The organism is Pseudoalteromonas sp. McH1-7 (assembly GCF_013366255.1).
In the GTDB taxonomy this organism is placed as follows: domain Bacteria; phylum Pseudomonadota; class Gammaproteobacteria; order Enterobacterales; family Alteromonadaceae; genus Pseudoalteromonas; species Pseudoalteromonas peptidolytica.
This window is the reverse complement of record NZ_JABWPQ010000004.1, coordinates 169258-187197: the sequence shown is the minus strand read 5'-3', so window position 1 is coordinate 187197 and position 17940 is coordinate 169258. Positions and strand designations below refer to the sequence as shown.

Annotated in this window: 17 protein-coding genes; 5 read left to right on the top strand and 12 right to left on the bottom strand. The window is 42.3% G+C overall.

Annotation, left to right across the window (positions count from 1 at the left end; genetic code table 11):
* Window positions 1–67: 67 nt before the first annotated feature.
* From bfr (HUZ36_RS04310) to norR, 3 genes are all read right to left on the bottom strand, one after another.
* Entirely contained in the window at window positions 68–550 is a 483-nt protein-coding gene (bfr, locus tag HUZ36_RS04310) for a bacterioferritin (RefSeq protein ID WP_128730946.1), read from the bottom strand.
* Between the two features lie 3 nt (window positions 551–553).
* Window positions 554–1024 (bottom strand): bacterioferritin, encoded by a 471-nt coding sequence (gene bfr, locus HUZ36_RS04305; RefSeq protein WP_125253026.1) that lies wholly within the window; start codon window positions 1022–1024, stop codon window positions 554–556.
* A 186-nt stretch (window positions 1025–1210) separates the two neighbouring features.
* Entirely contained in the window at window positions 1211–2773 is a 1563-nt protein-coding gene (gene norR, locus HUZ36_RS04300; protein ID WP_176032094.1) for a nitric oxide reductase transcriptional regulator NorR, read from the bottom strand.
* A 164-nt stretch (window positions 2774–2937) separates the two neighbouring features.
* Here norR and HUZ36_RS04295 point away from each other — a divergent pair, with 164 nt between their 5' ends.
* The 5 genes from HUZ36_RS04295 to HUZ36_RS04275 all read left to right on the top strand — a co-directional run bounded on the left by HUZ36_RS04295 (window position 2938) and on the right by HUZ36_RS04275 (window position 6962).
* Window positions 2938–3153 (top strand): hypothetical protein, encoded by a 216-nt coding sequence (locus tag HUZ36_RS04295; protein ID WP_176032093.1) that lies wholly within the window; start codon window positions 2938–2940, stop codon window positions 3151–3153.
* On the top strand, window positions 3154–4371 hold the full coding sequence (locus HUZ36_RS04290) for an NnrS family protein (protein WP_176032092.1): 1218 nt from the start codon (window positions 3154–3156) through the stop codon (window positions 4369–4371).
* Between the two features lie 78 nt (window positions 4372–4449).
* The gene (gene hmpA, locus HUZ36_RS04285) at window positions 4450–5622 is read left to right on the top strand and encodes an NO-inducible flavohemoprotein (protein ID WP_176032091.1); all 1173 of its coding nucleotides are present in this window, start codon (window positions 4450–4452) and stop codon (window positions 5620–5622) included.
* A gap of 151 nt (window positions 5623–5773) precedes the next feature.
* Window positions 5774–6247 carry a low molecular weight protein-tyrosine-phosphatase gene (locus HUZ36_RS04280; RefSeq protein WP_147390478.1) on the top strand — a complete coding sequence of 158 codons (474 nt, stop codon included), beginning with the start codon at window positions 5774–5776 and terminating at the stop codon, window positions 6245–6247.
* A gap of 70 nt (window positions 6248–6317) precedes the next feature.
* Entirely contained in the window at window positions 6318–6962 is a 645-nt protein-coding gene (locus HUZ36_RS04275) for a 2OG-Fe(II) oxygenase (RefSeq protein ID WP_176032090.1), read from the top strand.
* A 24-nt stretch (window positions 6963–6986) separates the two neighbouring features.
* Here HUZ36_RS04275 and HUZ36_RS04270 read toward each other — a convergent pair whose 3' ends face one another.
* The 9 genes from HUZ36_RS04270 to HUZ36_RS04230 all read right to left on the bottom strand — a co-directional run bounded on the left by HUZ36_RS04270 (window position 6987) and on the right by HUZ36_RS04230 (window position 17728).
* On the bottom strand, window positions 6987–8411 hold the full coding sequence (locus tag HUZ36_RS04270; protein WP_147390480.1) for a hybrid sensor histidine kinase/response regulator: 1425 nt from the start codon (window positions 8409–8411) through the stop codon (window positions 6987–6989).
* Window positions 8412–8590: 179 nt separating this feature from the next.
* On the bottom strand, window positions 8591–9172 hold the full coding sequence (locus HUZ36_RS04265; protein ID WP_125253033.1) for a thymidine kinase: 582 nt from the start codon (window positions 9170–9172) through the stop codon (window positions 8591–8593).
* A 56-nt stretch (window positions 9173–9228) separates the two neighbouring features.
* The gene (locus HUZ36_RS04260; protein ID WP_254879465.1) at window positions 9229–10002 is read right to left on the bottom strand and encodes a transporter substrate-binding domain-containing protein; all 774 of its coding nucleotides are present in this window, start codon (window positions 10000–10002) and stop codon (window positions 9229–9231) included.
* A gap of 56 nt (window positions 10003–10058) precedes the next feature.
* The gene (locus HUZ36_RS04255; protein ID WP_147390482.1) at window positions 10059–10520 is read right to left on the bottom strand and encodes a methylated-DNA--[protein]-cysteine S-methyltransferase; all 462 of its coding nucleotides are present in this window, start codon (window positions 10518–10520) and stop codon (window positions 10059–10061) included.
* Window positions 10517–11875, bottom strand: a complete 1359-nt coding sequence (locus tag HUZ36_RS04250; RefSeq protein ID WP_176032089.1) for a DNA-3-methyladenine glycosylase 2 family protein — start codon at window positions 11873–11875, stop codon at window positions 10517–10519. Before HUZ36_RS04250 ends, HUZ36_RS04255 begins: the two co-directional genes overlap by 4 nt.
* Before the next feature lie 176 nt (window positions 11876–12051).
* Entirely contained in the window at window positions 12052–12672 is a 621-nt protein-coding gene (locus HUZ36_RS04245) for a superoxide dismutase (protein ID WP_147390484.1), read from the bottom strand.
* 14 nt (window positions 12673–12686) lie between these two features.
* Complete coding sequence (locus HUZ36_RS04240; protein WP_176032088.1) at window positions 12687–13205, bottom strand: hypothetical protein; 519 nt, start codon at window positions 13203–13205, stop codon at window positions 12687–12689.
* Between the two features lie 263 nt (window positions 13206–13468).
* Window positions 13469–16597 (bottom strand): efflux RND transporter permease subunit, encoded by a 3129-nt coding sequence (locus HUZ36_RS04235; RefSeq protein ID WP_176032171.1) that lies wholly within the window; start codon window positions 16595–16597, stop codon window positions 13469–13471.
* Window positions 16598–16609: 12 nt separating this feature from the next.
* A complete protein-coding gene (locus HUZ36_RS04230; protein WP_176032087.1) occupies window positions 16610–17728 on the bottom strand; it encodes an efflux RND transporter periplasmic adaptor subunit in 1119 nt (372 codons plus the stop codon).
* Window positions 17729–17940 lie beyond the last annotated feature (212 nt).

Below are 17940 nucleotides of genomic sequence, written 5' to 3'. Positions count from 1 at the left end.
AAACTCCGACTAGCCTTGGCTCCAAAAGTAGAAAAACCGCATCAAATTTTTGATGCGGTGGCTGGGATCATTCAGAACTTTTAGATAACTGGCTCTGAATGTAATTGGGTAAGCCGATAAGTTTTATCAAATTAATGTGCTGTTCAAGCCAATATATATGATCCATTTCGGTGTCATCTAAGAGACTTTCTAGCATTACTCTAGTAACATAATCTTGCTCTTGCTCACATACCGCGATAACTTTTTTGAGATGATCTTTGACCAAAACCTCAGCGGCGAGGTCATTCTCTAACATCTCTTTGACGTCACTTCCAATATGAATAGGAGCTCGGGATGCAGTATCTGGCGTCCCTTCAAGAAATAAAATTCTTTCAGTAATACGCTTTGCGTGATCCAACTCTTCCTCGTATTCATGAGCTAACTTTTGGTGTAACTTATCCAGTCCCCAATCCTCATACATTTTTGAATGGGCAAGATACTGATCCATTGAAGAAAGCTCTAATGTTAGCTGCTTGTTTAGCAAGTCAATGATAGTTAAATTACCTTGCATAACTTACCCCTCAATCTGCGACTGCAGATAGTTTTCGATGCCAGTATTTTTAATTAAGAAATGTTGTGTCTCGAGCCAATCAACATAGTCCTCTTCATATTCAAGAATTGCCTCAAGTAGCTCCCTACTAACATAATCTTGCTCATTTTCACAAAGCGCGATGGCTTCACGCAGCACTGGTAGCTGGTCAAGTTCAAAAGCTAAATCGCAAGCCATCATTTCTTCGCAATGTTCACCGATCCGAAGCTTTTCTAGGTGCTGTAAATTTGGTAACCCTTCAAGGAACAAAATGCGTTCGATCAAATCATCCGCTTGCTTCATATCTTTGATAGACTTTTTATATGCTTTTTCATTGAGCTCTTCTAAGCCCCAGTTTTTGTACATTCTTGCATGTAAAAAAAACTGGTTAATCGATGTTAATTCTAGCGTCAGCACTTGATTTAGCGCTGTTAAAACTTGTTTGTTACCCTGCATAGGGCCCCCTAAAATGTCAGTTGACGCTTTATAACACTAGTTCAATATTTGTTCTTGGCAAGATTAAATAAAAATAACAATTTTCTTAATATACTCTTTTAAAATAAACAACTTATAAGAGTATTAATAACAATTTTTATTAAGCTTAGAGTTCCGTCTGAATAGCTAGAAATAATCAGCAGATGGTCAACCAAACTGCTTTTTCAAATCAACCCCAAGACGTTTTGCAAGTCTCACTAAATTCGCTCTATCAAGCTCCAGTTGACGGGCTGCCGCTGACCAGTTCATCTTATTCTGTTCCATCGCGTCAATAATGAGCTGCTTTTGCAACCCCTCGACAGCAGATTTCATGCTGACTTGGTGTTTTGAACGAGGAGTACCCGATATCAATGATGCAGACATTTCGGAGGTTGACTTAATAGGTATATCAATTTGCTGGATCTCTATGATGTCTGCCTGCCACTGTTGATGCTTGGCTTTGAGTGCCGCGCGACTAATACAATGCTCTAGCTCCCTGACATTTCCCGGCCAATCATGTTGCAACAGTTTAGTTAGCGTTAATTTGTCCATGACAACTTGTTTTACATTTAACGTCGCTCGCAACTGCTCAAGGAAAAAGCCTACCAAAAGCGGTATATCGTCTAGCCGCTCTGTCAATGTTGGCACATGTAAAGGATAAACACAGAGTCGATGGTATAAATCAGCCCTAAACTTGCCTTGCTTAATTTCGTGTTGTAAGTCTCGATTAGTCGCGGCTACTACCCTTACATTTACCACGCGGATCTCGTCAGCACCAACTGCTTGAACTTCACCACTTTGTAAAGCTCGCAGTAGCTTGCTCTGGAGTAACAGGCTTAACTCACCCACTTCATCTAAAAACAAAGTACCGCCATCTGCCATCAAAAATTTACCTAAACGGTCTTTATCTGCTCCTGTAAATGCGCCTTTGACATGACCAAAAAGTTCACTTTCGGCAATCGTATCAGGTAACGCCGCGCAGTTAATTTGAACAAAGGGCTTATCCGCCCTTGCAGAAAGCTGATGTACGTGTTTTGCGACTAGCTCTTTTCCTGTGCCCGTATCACCTTGTATTAATACATTGAAGTCCGAGCTCGCCACCAGCTCTACTTCTGCTTTCAGTGTCTGCATGCTCACACTTTCACCCACCAACGCGTGTTTTTTTTCCATCTTTGGAGGTTGAATAGTCGTGTGCGCACGGGCTTGATTGTAAAACGTAATCGACTCTTGCACACGTTGAGTTTGATATAACACTATATTGCTCAGCATATTCAAATAGGTATCTGAATATGATTGGAAACTCTCTGGTCTGAGACTGTCGAACGTCACTACCAATATATTATTGGGTAACATCAACTTAAACCCCATGCAAGCATGTACGGGTAGCCTATTCTCTTGCGCCAATAGTAAGCCATCATAAGGATCTGGGTGAGTGCTATCATGAGCAAAGCTGACTATGCCGTCTGCCGCAACGATCGCGTTGAGGCGCGGCTGCTGCTTTAGTAAAAAGCGCCTCCCTATAGCATCTTCACTCAAGCCATTACTGGCTAGAATAGTCAGCGCTTGTTTATCGCCGGATAAAACCGCTATGGCGTCTGCGGTGACGCATTGATTCAATGAAAAGATCAGCGTTTTTGAATATTGCTTGAGTGCAGCACTATCCTGACCAACTACGTGCTTCGATAAAGCCATACTCAGCTCAAGCAATTTTGAGAGTTCTAAAGCATTCATGTCAAAATGACTCTTATGGTTTTTATTAACACAGAGCAATAGTGGGTCAAAATGACTCAAACGACAATAACAAAAACATAAGACGTTGAATAATAATGGTTTTAAAAATTGGCCTAATACATGCTGTAGCCACTCATACTTATCTTGTTAAATGAGTGCACCACATGAGCCATCTTTTAAAGTACAGCAATATTGTCATCTTGATATCATTTATTGCGTTTTTGCTATCGCTGCAAATTAGTTACATCAATGCCGAACACTTTAGTCTGAACTCGCAAATTACTGCACATATTAGTACGATTATTTTCGCAGCCATTATTAAAGTTGCCTATGTTGTACGCTGTACTTGCTTTTATCACTTGGGTATGGAGGTAAGATAAATGCCACTGCTCCAGCCACAAGATCCAACCGCTATACAATTCAGATGGCATAAGTTAACAACTTGGCCATTACTCATGCTTGGCTTCAGACCCTTGTTTATGCTCGCTGGTCTAAGCGCCGTTTTGAGTATTTCAGTCTGGATATTCATATTGAACGGTCAACTAGAGTGGCACCATAAATATCCAGCCATTTACTGGCACGCTCATGAGATGTTGTTTGGCTTTGCAGGCGCTGTCGTTGCGGGTTTTTTATTAACGGCCGCTCAAAACTGGACACAAAAAGCCACACTCAATGGCGCAGCCTTACTGTCTCTCTGTGGTATTTGGCTCGCTGCAAGATTGAGCTTTTTTATTCCACAAAGCTCCGTTACCCTTACGCTATTATTGCAAGCTACATTTTGGCTACTGTTACTGGCTAACTTAAGCTCAGTTATTATCACAGCAAGGTCAAAAAACAATCGAGTTTTTATATTTTATGTCGGTGTGATTGGATGCTGCAATATCGCATTTTTAACCGCACTTAATAATGGTGACTTCTTACAAGTAGGCCTACTTAGTCAATCTTCTTTGATAGCATACATGTTGTTAATTGGTGTTGTTAGCGGCCGTGTGATCCCATTTTTTATTGCCAGAGGTCTACAGAAAGATCAAAAACCCGCTATCCGAAAGGTAGACCGTGCCATTTTTTATCTGGCGATACTGTGCGTATGTATCTCACCGCTACAATCATCATTTCTTCATGCGCATTATTTGAATGGCTGCCTTTTGATATTAGGTTGTTTACACCTTGTCAGAGCTGTGTACTGGTTTGATATACGACTGGTCAAAGTTCCCTTGCTCTGGTCGCTCTACGTGTCTTACTTTGCAATCGCTGCTGGGCTGTTGCTATGTGCCTATAATCGTATCTACCATTTAGCATTCTGGCGTGACCACTTACATCTTGTCGCTATCAGCGGGATGAGCTTAATGATTTTAAGCATGATGGCTAGAGTTACCCTCGGACATACCGGTAGATCTTTAACTACTCATCTCAGCACAACGATTGCGTTTACCTGCATTGTAGCAGCGGGTATAAGTCGCGCGTTTCTCATTCACTTTACTAGCCCCCACAACGCTTGGCTGATCAGTGCATTAATGTGGGTGTTTGGTTTTTTTCTTTTTCTTATCACCTTTAGCCCAATGCTGTTAAAACAACGCCTCGATGGGCGACAGGGTTAATACTTCACCTGAGGTTTGGGTAAGGCATTCATTATTCAAAGCTCAGGCTACTCACATTACATTGGAGACAAAACAATCATGCTTACAAATAAAACGATTAGATTGGTGAAGCAAAGCGCGCCGTTACTCGCAAAAGTTGGCCCAGAAATTACCGCGAAGTTTTACCACAACATGTTTACTGAGCACCCCGAACTGAGAGGCGTATTCAACCAATCTCATCAAGCCTCAGGTAGCCAACCATTAGCTTTATTTTCAGCGCTGGCCGCCTACGCTACTTATATTGATCAACCTGATGTACTTAATGATGCAATTTTACGGATCAACCATAAGCATGTCAGTCTAGGAATATCCCCAGCGCAATACAACATCGTTGGTCATCATTTAATAAATACGCTTAAAACAGAATTAAAAGAACAATTTACCCATGAGGTAGAACAGGCTTGGATCTCTGCATACCAATTTTTAGCCGATCTATTTATCACCGCTGAACATGGGCTTTACCAACATGTGCTTCAGCAAGTAGGCGGTTGGCAGGGGACACGAGATTTTTATATTGATGAAGTTGTCAATCACACGCCAAACATTAAGAGCTTTTATTTAAGCCCATGTGACGGCAAGGCCATACCTAAATTTAAAGCAGGACAGTTTGTTTCAGTATTTCTGCCAGCAAGCGCTCAAACAACTTCACAAATACGCCAATACTCTCTGTCAGCGGCACCTAACTGCAAACATTTTAGAATTTCGGTAAAATCAGATGGTCTCGTTTCCCAATATTTACACACTTTGAAAGCAGGAGATACGGTAAAACTAACGCCACCAGCCGGAGATTTTACTGCTAAAGAGACAAACCGTCCAAAGATCTATATTAGTGCTGGTGTGGGAATTACACCGATGCTTAGTATGCTAGCAGTCCATAGTCAAACGACGCCCGACATTGAGGCATACTTTTTACATGCCAACAAAATGTTCGAAGACTTAGGATTTCTTGGTGAAATTAACGAGCTAGGTAAAGGCATTAAACAATTTTCTGTAACTAATTGGTTGGAGTCAAAAGAGCATAACGCATTACCTGGGTTTATGGATATCAGTGCAGTCGCAGCATCGTTACCCTGTGCACATGGAGAGTTTTACTTGTGTGGGCCACTTTCCTTTATGGCAGCAATTAAGGCCCAATTGTTAAGAGCAGGCGTAAGCCCTTCACGTATTTATTATGAAGTCTTTGGCCCACATGAAAACTTGCCCAGTTCATAGCACAGACATCCACGTGTCTTAACGCTCAATTAATTTCACCTGAGCTTCGGATAATTTAGGCATAAAAAGCACCGTGATTGGTGCTTTTTGTTTTGCTCTTATCAAAAAATCGGTAAACTTTCGCCAAGGTGAAGTTAAAAAGGATAGACGCGTGAACTCAATTTCAAATATTTTAGTCGTATGTATGGGTAACATCTGCCGCTCTCCAACTATGGAGGCCGTACTAAAACATCAACTAGCACAAACAGACTGTAGCATTGAGATTGGATCCGCAGGCACCATTGGTTATCACCAAGGGAGCTTACCTGATCCCCGCAGCGTCATTGCTGGCGAGGCTCGAGGATATGACTTCTCAGGGATTTCAGCACAACAAGTAAAGCCCAGTGATTTTGAAGACTACGATATAATACTATGTGCAGATAAGTCAAACCGTCGAGATTTACTCGCACTTTGCCCAAGTGGATTAGAAGACAAAATAATGCTTTTTCTTGAATTTGGTGACCTAAATGAGCATGAGATACCCGATCCTTACTATGGAGGTACTCATGGTTTTGAGCTAGTACTTGATTTAATAGAAGCTGCGAGTAAAAACATCATTAACAAAATTTGTTTGTCGACAAGGTAAAATTAACTTGCTGGATTGCAGCACCACAACAAGGTAAAAAGGCGTCTTTGCGAATATAAGGACGCGGCTTTTGTTAGATTTAGACTTAACATTCCCATTCGAGAAAATAGCACAAGACTTACAATCAACTGGGATCAGCATATTACCCAACTTTATCGGTTCAGAGATTTTATCCAAATTAGAAATAAGGCTCGCTGAACTGACGAGCTCAGATTTTGAGCAGACAGGTATTGGCCGCCTTACCGAGCATGAACAAAACCAGAAAATTCGCAGAGACAAAATACATTGGCTCGATGCTAACAACGAGCTAGAAGCTGCTTGGTTAGACAATATGGCAGAGCTGAAAACATACCTAAATAGACGCCTATTTATGGGACTTTTTAGCTATGAAAGCCACTTTGCTGTCTACCCTCCGGGTGCTTTTTATAAAAAACATGTGGATGCTTTTAAAGGTAAAGCAAACCGAGTTTTGACGACGGTACTTTATTTAAGCCAGTCTTGGTCAGCTAAAGATGGCGGAGAATTAATGGTGTATAACCCTAACAACCACGAGCAAATTTTGACAACGGTAACGCCCAGCGACGGCACATTGGTCACATTTCTAAGTGACGAATTTCCTCACGAGGTGCTCGTGGCCAACAAAAAGCGTTACTCAGTCGCGGGGTGGTTTAGAGTGAATACCAGCATTAACCATGCGATTGATCCCCCAAGGTAGCTATGTATGCTAACGAAAGCACAACTATTTACCGTCAGACGTATTTCTGTTCAAAGCTGGCTGAGCTAAAGGGATGGTAATTGTAACATCAGTGCCTTTGCCTACCTGAGATTGAATGTGTAGCTGCCCACCATGAGACTTGATAATACTTGAGGCAACCGTTAGTCCTAAACCAACATGCTTGTCAGATAATTTAGTGGTATAGAAGGGATCAAATACTCTATGGATCAGCTCGGTATCTATTCCTTCTCCAGTGTCAGACACTGTAAATTGGATATGCTCATCAATAAGTTTGACTTTTACTTTGATGGTTTGACTTAGCCTACTAGAGCTTTCTAAGGCATTTCTAATGATACAGTATAAACTGTGTTCTAACAGCGCAGGAGCACAAAATAGCTCAAATCCGTCTCCTTTATCAAACTCAATCAATTGTAAACTTACGCCATCGAGTTCTAAATTAATCACTACAGGGTCTAAAATCTGCGTATAAAAGTCAACTAATTGAAATTGAGTCTGATTACTCTCGAAAAAAATGCTCAACTCTTTAACAATTAACTGGATCCTATCTAATCCTGAATGCATATCAGCTATTACATCGTCACTTTCACTTAGTGTCCAGTTGAGTTGGTACTCTGTCTCTATATTATTGAGAACTTGATTACAAAGCTGAGATTGAGAAGCGACCGTCTGCCAAGCTTTATAAAGTTTAACTAACGTGCTTTGTACAAACTCTAAATTACTTTTGAGGTAAGCTAATGGATTATTAATTTCGTGGGCAACGCCAGCAGCCAATTGACCAACTGACGCTAGCTTTTCAGATTGAACGAGTGCTTGTTGCTGCTTGGCTATCCGATCATATGCTTGTCGTAATGCTTTATTAGAGGCTTCTATTTCATGTGTTCGCTGTTTTACCTTGTCTTCCAAGCCTTCATTTAATGCCGTTAACTCTTCGGTAAGTAACGCTAAACGTTGAAGATCTTGATAGGATCGCAGTGAGCTGGTTAATGTCGTAAACAGTCTGGATTTAGTAAGATCAGTTTTATTTTTATAATCATTAATATCATAGCGTAACATTAGCTCATGCTCAGGTATGGCAGCGGGCTGACCAGTTCTGAGTACGATACGTACTTGATGATAACCTAGTACTTCTCGGATATATTGCACACACTCCAAGCCCGCTTCTTCACTTTCCATTATCACGTCAAGTAGAACAAGTGCGACATCTGTTCTTGAGTTAAGTATGTTTATCGCTTCTTTTTTACTGTAGGCGTGAACGAGCTCAAGTGGTTGTTGTTCGAAGCGGTATGAAGACAGTACAAGTTGAGTGACTTGATGCACTTCTGGCTCATCATCCACTATCAAAACAACCCAAGGTTTTACTAGGTTTGCAGATATAGGCTTAGCCGGTTCCGACTGGCTTAAAAATGATAACGTCCGCTGCTTGTCCATCGTGCTCACACTCTTTCGTTTTTTTAAAGCATGGTACAAGCTACGTGTTTTTCCAAATCATACGGATAAAACAGAAATTGTTTTTTGCGGTTTATCTAACCCAAAAAGCCTCTTGAGGGTGCTGTTATTATATCCTCAAGAGGCTCAATCACGAGAAATTTAGCGGTCAGTCTTGATGATTAGTTACTGCTTAGTGCCTCTTTATAATGTTTACGACAAAGCGACACATACCTATCATTGCCACCGATAACGACTTGATCGCCATCCGCAATCGCTTTTCCATGTTCATCCGTTCGTAATACACGGTTCGCTTTGCGACCACAATGACAGATAGTTTTGAGTTCAATTAACTTGTCAGCCCAAGCGAGTAAGTATTGAGAGCCCTCAAAAAGCTCCCCGCGAAAGTCGGTCCTAAGTCCATAACACAGCACTGGGATACGCAACTCGTCAACGATATCTGTAAGCTCAGCCACCTGAGATTTAGTCAAAAACTGACATTCATCTACCAAAACACAGTCAATTTTATTATTACCATGGGCATCACTGAGGAGTGCTTTAACATCGGTATGGTTTTCAAAAACATGTGCCTCGGCCTCTAAACCAATACGAGAAGCAACCTTGCCGACTCCTGCGCGGTTATCTATGGCCGCCGTGATAATAAAAGGGCGCATGCCCCGCTCTCTATAATTAAATGCCGATTGTAGTAAAGTCGTTGATTTACCAGCATTCATTGCCGAGTAATAAAAATAAAGCTGAGCCATAATGGTTATTTGTAGATAAAAATTCGTGGTAGTTTACTGACTAAGCGAACAAAGGTCTATTGCTTATCTGAGTCTTCAGGCTGGGCATCCAAGTACAGCTGGTACATTTTATCAAGATCAATCCGCTGACTTTCACGCCACAACAGCCAACTGGCGTCTGGATATAGCTGATAGAATTGTTTAGAAAAAGCCATAAAGCCAAAGGTGGTCTCTAGTGGCGGGAACACTGGCTTAAGACGATTAAATGGAGGTGAAAGCGTAATCGGCATATTACCGATCTGGCACAACCCTATTGTCGCATCTAGTAGATCATTTTCAACTAACGTAATTGCATTTTCTAAGGAATCGGTTTCGAATACTGAAAAATTGGCTGGCATACTCTCTTTAATCGCGTATCCTCTTGGCACAGCAAGTTCAACCGCGTCTTGGAGTGTAATTTTGGTGTCGTTAGCGATACTTTGTAATAAACACACACCAATCTTATTTATAGCGTAGCGGTTGTCAATTTTACCATCTGCTCGCTTGGGATATGCCATGTGTTTATCTCTTGATTGACGATAGCTCGCTACCACTGCATCTACCTTGCCCTGCTCTAACTCGTGTAAGCAACGGCTCCAAGGTTTTCTTACATAATTAATGCGAATGGGTGATAGCTGAGCGTCTAGTTGCTTTACAATCTCTATCGTCACCCCCGGATTTGCAGCAGGTACTACTTGCCCTGCTCCATGTATAAACGGTGGTGCATGTTTATCCTCGTAACAAAAACGTACCTCTGTAGCAGCAATCAGAGGCATACTAGCAAAAAAACAGAGGACTAAAAAAAATCTCAACCGTATCTCCAAGTGTACTTTGCAAACTAACTATACGCCTTGTTTAACAGTATATGCTATTTTTCGCAGATAACCCCTTCATGTTGTAAAAGCCAACGTTTAGCCTCAATTCCACCTGCATACCCTGTCAGTTTGCCATTTGTGCCAATAATGCGATGACAGGGTACAATAATACTGATGGGATTTTTACCATTTGCAGCACCAACCGCCCTTACCGCGTTGGGGTTAGCTAATTGCTTGGCTATCCAACCATAGGAGTAAGTCGCGCCAAAGGGAACTTTCGCCAATACATGCCAAACCTGCTTTTGAAAGTCTGTACCTGCTACATCCAAAGACACATCAAACTGCTTACGCTTGCCTGCAAAGTACTCGCGTAACTGGCACTTCGCCATGGTTGAATGTTGATTCTCCCCGTACTCGTATCGCGTTTTTGGGAAGAAACCGACATAACTTAACCCCTTATCGGATGCTTGAATTATCCACTCGCCAACAGGTGACGCCAATGTAGTTTCTATCATAATAGTTGCCAAAGTTGAAAAGTTAAATAAGAACGAAACGGCGCACATTTATCAACATTTATTGCTTGCTGCGACTTTTCTAGGGCTTTTTTTACCCCTAAGTCGCCGCCTAAATAAATATCAGGGTGACTCAATCCTCGCATTTTTGCATAATTCACAGTCCACGGACCAATCCCTTTTATATTTTGCCAACTATCAATGTCAACTTGTGGTTGTTCAACATATTGCTGCGCAAACGCGCGGATAGCAGCTTTACGACTTGCTGGCATATTAAAAAATACTAATTCGCTATCAAACACCGCCTGCGCTGATGGAAAATATTGCATGCCATCTTCGGTCTTCTCCCCCAGTTCACTCACCAGTAAGGTCAATAGGTTCTTTGCTGCCTGAACACTGATTTGTTGACCCAAAATGGCTCTGATCCCTGCTTCAAATTCGTCCCAAATTCCAGGTAATCTTAGCCCTTCTTGTAAACGTAAATCAGGCGCTGCTTTGCGAAGATGTGATTCGATAAAATGTGTATCTGCATCTAAGTCTAGCACTCGCCTGATCTGTGCAATCATCGGCACTAATAATGATAAATCAGACAAGGTAACATCAACTTTAAAACGATGTTTGTGTGGTTCTATGGTTGCGCAAAAACGCCCTGTTATCCCCTGAACAGTGACAGTGCGGCCATAACTTTGTTCATTCAGCCATTCTAGATTTGGGACAATTCGTTTAGCCAAAAATTGCTGCATGCTTTGCCAATTATATGGAGGGCGGTAAGATAAATAAATTGAGATCAAAGCGTCGCGGTTTGTTCCCTTTCTAAACCGGCTTGGTGATAACTGATATAACTTCTGAAACGCATCGTTAAATCGCCTCAATGACTTAAACCCTGCGGCAAAAGCAACTTGCGTTACAGGAAGGTCGGTTTGTTGCAACAGCTGTTTAGCCAAGTCACACTGCTTGTACAACGCATATTGTTTAGGGCTGGTACCGAAATAATGACTAAATATCTTATTGAGGTATCTGACGGATATACCTAGTCGCTCTGCTAAACATGAGGTTGAACTGCGCAACAAAGCTCCCTCATCTATCAGCTTTTTAGCTCTGACAGCTGTCGTTTCTGTTCCAAGCCACGCATAACTTCCAGGCGCACTATCGGGGCGGCACCGAATACAAGGCCTAAAACCTGCTTGAGCAGCATTATGGGCAAACTGAAAGTATTCCACATTACTTTCTTTGGCAGCAGGTGCTGGACAAATTGGCCGACAATAAATACCGGTGCTTTTAACAGCAACAAAAAATAAGCCATCAAACCTAGCATCGCGGCTATTTCTGGCTTCAGAACAAACCTCTGGTGTATACATGACCGTAGCTCATACATCGTTTTGTATCAGTCTACTGGCTATGGAAGTAGCAAACTAGCCATTTTTGGCACTCAATCACATAAGTTATGATATTAATAAGTACAAAAGCAGGGGTTAGCATTGAGTTACGACCAGTACTAACTCCTGCGCTAAAAATGCTGCTCTATTTTTTAAAGTTAGGCTAGTTTACCGACGGCTTCGTTATATCTTCTTTCTACTTCTGACCAGTTTATAACATGATAAAAAGCGGCGATATATTCTGGGCGGCGGTTTTGATATTTAAGATAATAAGCGTGCTCCCACACGTCTAAGCCAAGGATAGGTGTTTGTTGAGCCATAAACGGACTGTCTTGATTAAGGCTACTTGTTATCAATAACTTGCCATCTTCATCAACCACTAACCATGCCCACCCACTACCAAAGCGGCTCACCGCGGCGTTGGTAAACTCTGTCTTAAATTGCTCATATCCACCGAGTTCCTGCTCTATCGCTTGTTTCAGCGCACCATCACCTAACGGGAGAAAATTAGGCGTCATTATTTGCCAAAATAAACTGTGATTATCGTGACCTCCAACGTGTTCTTGTACTGCTTTTTGCAGATTTTCTGGGAGGGCTTTTATGTTTCGCAGCAGACTTTCAGTGCTGTTATCAGCAAATTTTGTACCCTCGAGTGCCGCATTCGCTTTATTTATATATGTTTGATGATGCAAAGTATGATGGATCTCCATTGTCTTTGCGTCGATATGTGGTTCTAACGCGTCATAAGCATAAGGTAAATTAGGTAATGTAAAAGCCATTCGACCTCCAAGTTTTAGTGTAAAGCGCGCCCTCGTATATGCGTATTCAGCATCGCTTCGTTAATATGATGAATGAGCTCAGGTAGGTGTGGGTAGCGTTTGGCAAAATGTATGAGTTCTTGACGCGTTTTATGCAAATGGTGAAGGGCAATAGCCGCGACTTCACTCTCCAACTGACTAAAAACTTCGTGCACTTTAAAATGAACGGAAGTGAGCTGTGCACAGGCACGATTAGGTTGTTCAAGCGCAATGAATGTGTCTGCAAGATTATGCGCCGATACCACTACTGCTGGCAAACTGTGCTCAATGGCACCAATCACGATATTATCTTTTTGGTACAATAAGAACTCGTCCAAAATCCGAGTAGCCAGCACCAATGCGGACTGATATTCATCACGGGCATGCAAGAATGTTTGTGCTTTATATGCTTGATTACCCGACATTATTTTAGCTTGCCAAGGAGACAACACAGCAGAAAACTCGCAAGTATCAGAGATTGTGTAGTTCGCATCGCCAACCATAGAATCTTTCATATTTAACCCTTATTTAACCTTAAGCTTTACCAGAAGCTAACCCGAGCTTAGGCACACTATATGATCACATTAACACTAATGCAAACCATTTTCATTTACACCCACATAACTCAAGAAGTGAGAATAATTCCCGGGTAAGCTCCGCCGTATAGTGGTGTAGTGCTAACTTTTGAGTAAGACCGTCGTTAAGATCTGGTGAGGTTTTTTGATAACATGGTCATCAATGACACTCTTTGAATGCGGGTGAGAACCACCCGCTTCATTTATTTATGATTGCTCCGTTTGGAGAATAGAGGATAGAACGCAGGTAATACAAACAGCGTCAATAAAGTTGACGTGAATAATCCACCAACAATAACACTAGCAAGTGGCCTTTGAATTTCCGCCCCAACACCGGACGATAACAACATTGGTATAAGCCCTAAAGCTGAGGTAATTGCGGTCATCAGTACGGGTCGTAAGCGAGAAGTAGCACCTTCAAATACACTATGATGTATAGCTTCACCTCTGGCGATACGTGCATTGATACTATCAACCATCACCACTCCATTGAGCACCGCAACACCGAATAAAGTAATAAACCCGACCGAACTTGGCACCGATAGGTACTGACCTGAAAGGTATAACGAAAATACCCCGCCAATCACCGCGAGGGGCACATTGACTAAAATGAGCAGAGCCTGTGCAATTGAGCCAAATGCTAAATAAAGTAGCAATGTGATCAATAATAAAGACATAGGGATAACTAAGGCTAGCCGTTGCTGAGCACGTTGCTGGTTTTCGAACTGGCCACCAATTTCAATCCCATAACCGCTAGGTAAATCAACTTTACTATCAATAGCTTTGCGAATATCGTTTACAACGCTCCCCATATCTCGACCTTGCACATTGGCTTGTATGACCACTCTACGCTGAACATCATCCCGCCTCACTTGGGGTGAACCAGATTGGTACTCAACATGCGCCACATCAGACAGCCGGATCCAAGCGCCGGAACTTGATTGTATACGTATCTGTTCAATCGCCTCTTTAGTTTGGCGATACTCAGGTGCTAAACGCACATATATGTCATAGCGCTCATTGCCATTGATAACTTGCCCAGCCCGCTTCCCCCCGATCCCATCTTGTACCAAGGTCATTACATCACTCACAGCCAGTCCATAGCGGGACAGAACTTGGCGTTTAGGTGTAACAACTAGCTGCGCTTCCCCTGTAATCTGTTCCAATTGCACGCTCTGTGTGCCTTCAACTTGTGACACTACGGCTTCTATTTCTTGGCCCTTTGTTGCTAATACTGCCAACTCTGGGCCAAACAGCTTTATGGCCAGCTGTGCCTTTACTCCTGAGAGTAATTCATCTACACGAGTGGCGATTGGCTGCGAGAAATTGAAAAGTAAGCCGGGATGCGCTTGCAGCTTTTCTTCCATCAGTGTTTGTAGCTCGTCTCGGCTGTGTGCACTTTGCCACAGTGCTACAGGTTGTAGTCCAACATAAATTTCAATATTATTTACAGGTTCAGGGTCGCCGCCAATCTCTGCGCGACCAATCCGGCTTAAGGCATAAGTTACTTCTGGAAATGTTAGTAATATTCTTTCTAGTTTAGGTGCAACATCAAGAGCAGTCTCTAGGCTTGCAGAGGGGGCTAAGGTAACCCTAAGGTTAATCGTTCCCTCCTCTAGCTCAGGCACAAACTCAGTGCCTATTTGAGTAAATGTGAAACCCGCCATCGCCGTGAGTGATAGAACAATCATAAGTAACGACTTTCGCCAGTACATTACTCGGCTTAAGCTCAGGCGATATGCTTTTTCTAATCGCGTCAGTACATAACTTTCTCTCTGTTCGACGCCAAATTTAAAAACATAAACAGCCAAAGCCGGTACAATCACTAATGCAACAAATACCGCAGCCACCACCGCCAAAATGATACTAATTGCCATAGGGTGAAATAACTTTGCCTCAACCCCTTCAAAGCTAAAAAGTGGCGTAAAAACAACTAAAATAATACTGGCAGCAAAAAAAATCGGCCTTGCAACTTCCTTTGAGGCAAGTTTTACGACTTGAATAATAGCGTTATCGCCCTTGGGATCGTTTTGTATGATACGTCTAAAGATGTTTTCTACCATTACAACCGAGCCATCGACTAACATCCCAATTGCCACTGCAATTCCCCCAAGCGACATCAAGTTAGCTGACACTCCATACCAAGCCATTACAAAAAGTGCCATCGCAATAGAGGTTGGGATAGATATAAGTACAAGAAAGGTCGCTCGAAGATTCATAAGAAATAGTGCCAGTACGACGACAATAAAAACAAAAGCCAATATTAGCGCTTTCACAACAGTGTGTACGGCTTTACTGATCAAATCTGATTGATCATAGAATGGCTCAAATATTACCCCTTCCGGTAATGCTTGATTTATCAGTGTAATACGACTTTGGATACTATCTATCGTGGCTTTGGTGTTAGCTCCCATTCTCTTAAGTACAATACCGGTAACAATTTCACCCAATTGTTCTACCTCGCCGGACTCTCGTTTCTTTGACATCGTTACAGCACCTTGGCGGATCTCAGCTCCGACAGAAACCGTCGCGACTTGTGCCACCTTTACAACAGTGCCATCTATGGTTTTGATTGGCGCATTAGCAATCTCTTCAACTCCCCGCTCACCACTTTTAAACCAACCTGTGCCCCTGACCACTAACTGTGTTTGACCATGTTGCAGATACCAGCCCCCAACATTTTGGTTATTACGCTCTATCGCATTGATAACATCCTGCTGAGATAGCGCATAAGCTAGCAGCTTATTTGGATCGATATGAACTTGGTACTGACGCACATCACCACCAAATGACAATACCTCTGTCACACCATCAATTGGCATTATTAATAGCTTTACGACCCAATCATTGAGGCTACGTAGCGCCATCGCATCATACTCAGCTCCCTCTTTAGTCCTAAGCATATACTGAAATATTTGCCCAAGTCCTGATGTATTAGGACCCATTTCAGGCGTGCCAACGCCATCCGGAATAAGTGCTTTTGCAGCTTCTAATCGTTCGAATACCAGCTGCCTTGCAAAATAGATATCAGTGCCTTCTTTAAATACAACTGTTACACCAGATAACCCTGTTTTGGAAATAGAACGTACTTGCTCCACATCTGGCAGGGCATACATAGTTGCCTCAATTGGATATGTGATCAGTTGTTCAACTTCTTCTGCTGCAAGCCCAGGAGCTTCTGTGTTAACCGCGACCTGTACATTGGTGACATCAGGAAACGCATCCAAATTAAGTTTGGGAATACTGACAGCGGATACCGCAACAATCACTATTAAGAACAGCACACTGAGTAGCCGGTTATTTACTGACAAGTCGATTATTCTATTAAACATCATGAAGCTTCCTCAGTGATTATGTGGATCAAAGCCTGCCTTCGCCTGCTCTGATGCAATAAAAAACGCACCGTTGATTGCAATACGTTGACCTGGACTTAATCCAATAATTTCAACCTGTTCACCAAAACGTTCGCCCAGTTGCACTTCTTTGGGATAAAACGTACCTGGCGAGGCTTCAACATAGACCACCCAATCACCATCAGTGCTGCGACTCAGCGCATCATCAGGTACAGCTATAGCTTGTGCTGTTGAAGGGATACGGAAATAAACATTAACAAACATACCGGCATGCAGTTTGTGTTCTGAGTTTTTTACCAACAGGCGTACCCGTCGAGTTCGAGTGATTGGATCTAGTGTGTGGGCTTCTTGAATAACTTGGGCTTCGTGATCTTTGCCTTCAACATTAACCCATGCTTTTATATCGGACGTTAATTTAAGTTGTGAACTCGGTTGTATCTGCGCATCTACCCATAACTCGTTTTCATCGGAGATCGCCATTAAGGTTTTGCCTGCTGCGACATGCTGCCCTTGAGTGAATGAGTCTTGAGTCACAATCCCTGCACGCTGGGCAACTAAGGTATAGTGCCCAAACTCACTTGCTGGTTTATGTTTAATTGCATCGATCGCAGTGCCTTCGACTCCCAGTGCTATTAACCTCGAATAAGCGGCACTAAAGTCAGCATTCGCTTGAACACGTGCTCGCTCACTAATGGCTGTTGAACTCAAGCGTTTAACTCTATCCCACTGCGTTGACGCAATTAGATACTGTGACTGTGCTTGCGCCATCGCTTCGGAAAACAAAGTGATTAAAGGCTCATTAACCTCGACCATTGAACCTAATGTGGTATGGCGCTCCAGTACAATAGAGTCCACTCGAGGTGCAACAAGATAGCTGGTATAACCATTAGCTTTCACTTCACCTGGCGCAAAATAAAGTCGCTCATGATGTTGCAATTGTAGCGTTTCGATTTTAACTCCAGCAAAATCTAGTTGTTGTTGGGTGAGAACGATTTGATTGTCATTTTCATGCACAGCGTGGTCATCATCATGACTTTCACCTGAATATACAGATGAGCTAAACATCGCCGTGAACATTAAACAGAAAGTGCAATTTTTTAAGATTTGCATTTGACACTCTTATATTGTGAAACGCGCTTACCCTGCGGTTTGAATGAGGCATAAATTTAATGTGAGCTTAATACCGCTAAGTAAGCTCACTCCTTATTCAAAACTTGGGTGCTACCAATTCGCTTAATTGATATTTACCACACGTTTAAAATGGTTCTGTTGTAATACGAGGAGCGATGTAATACCCGCACAACAGCTCAAACTCGTAAACA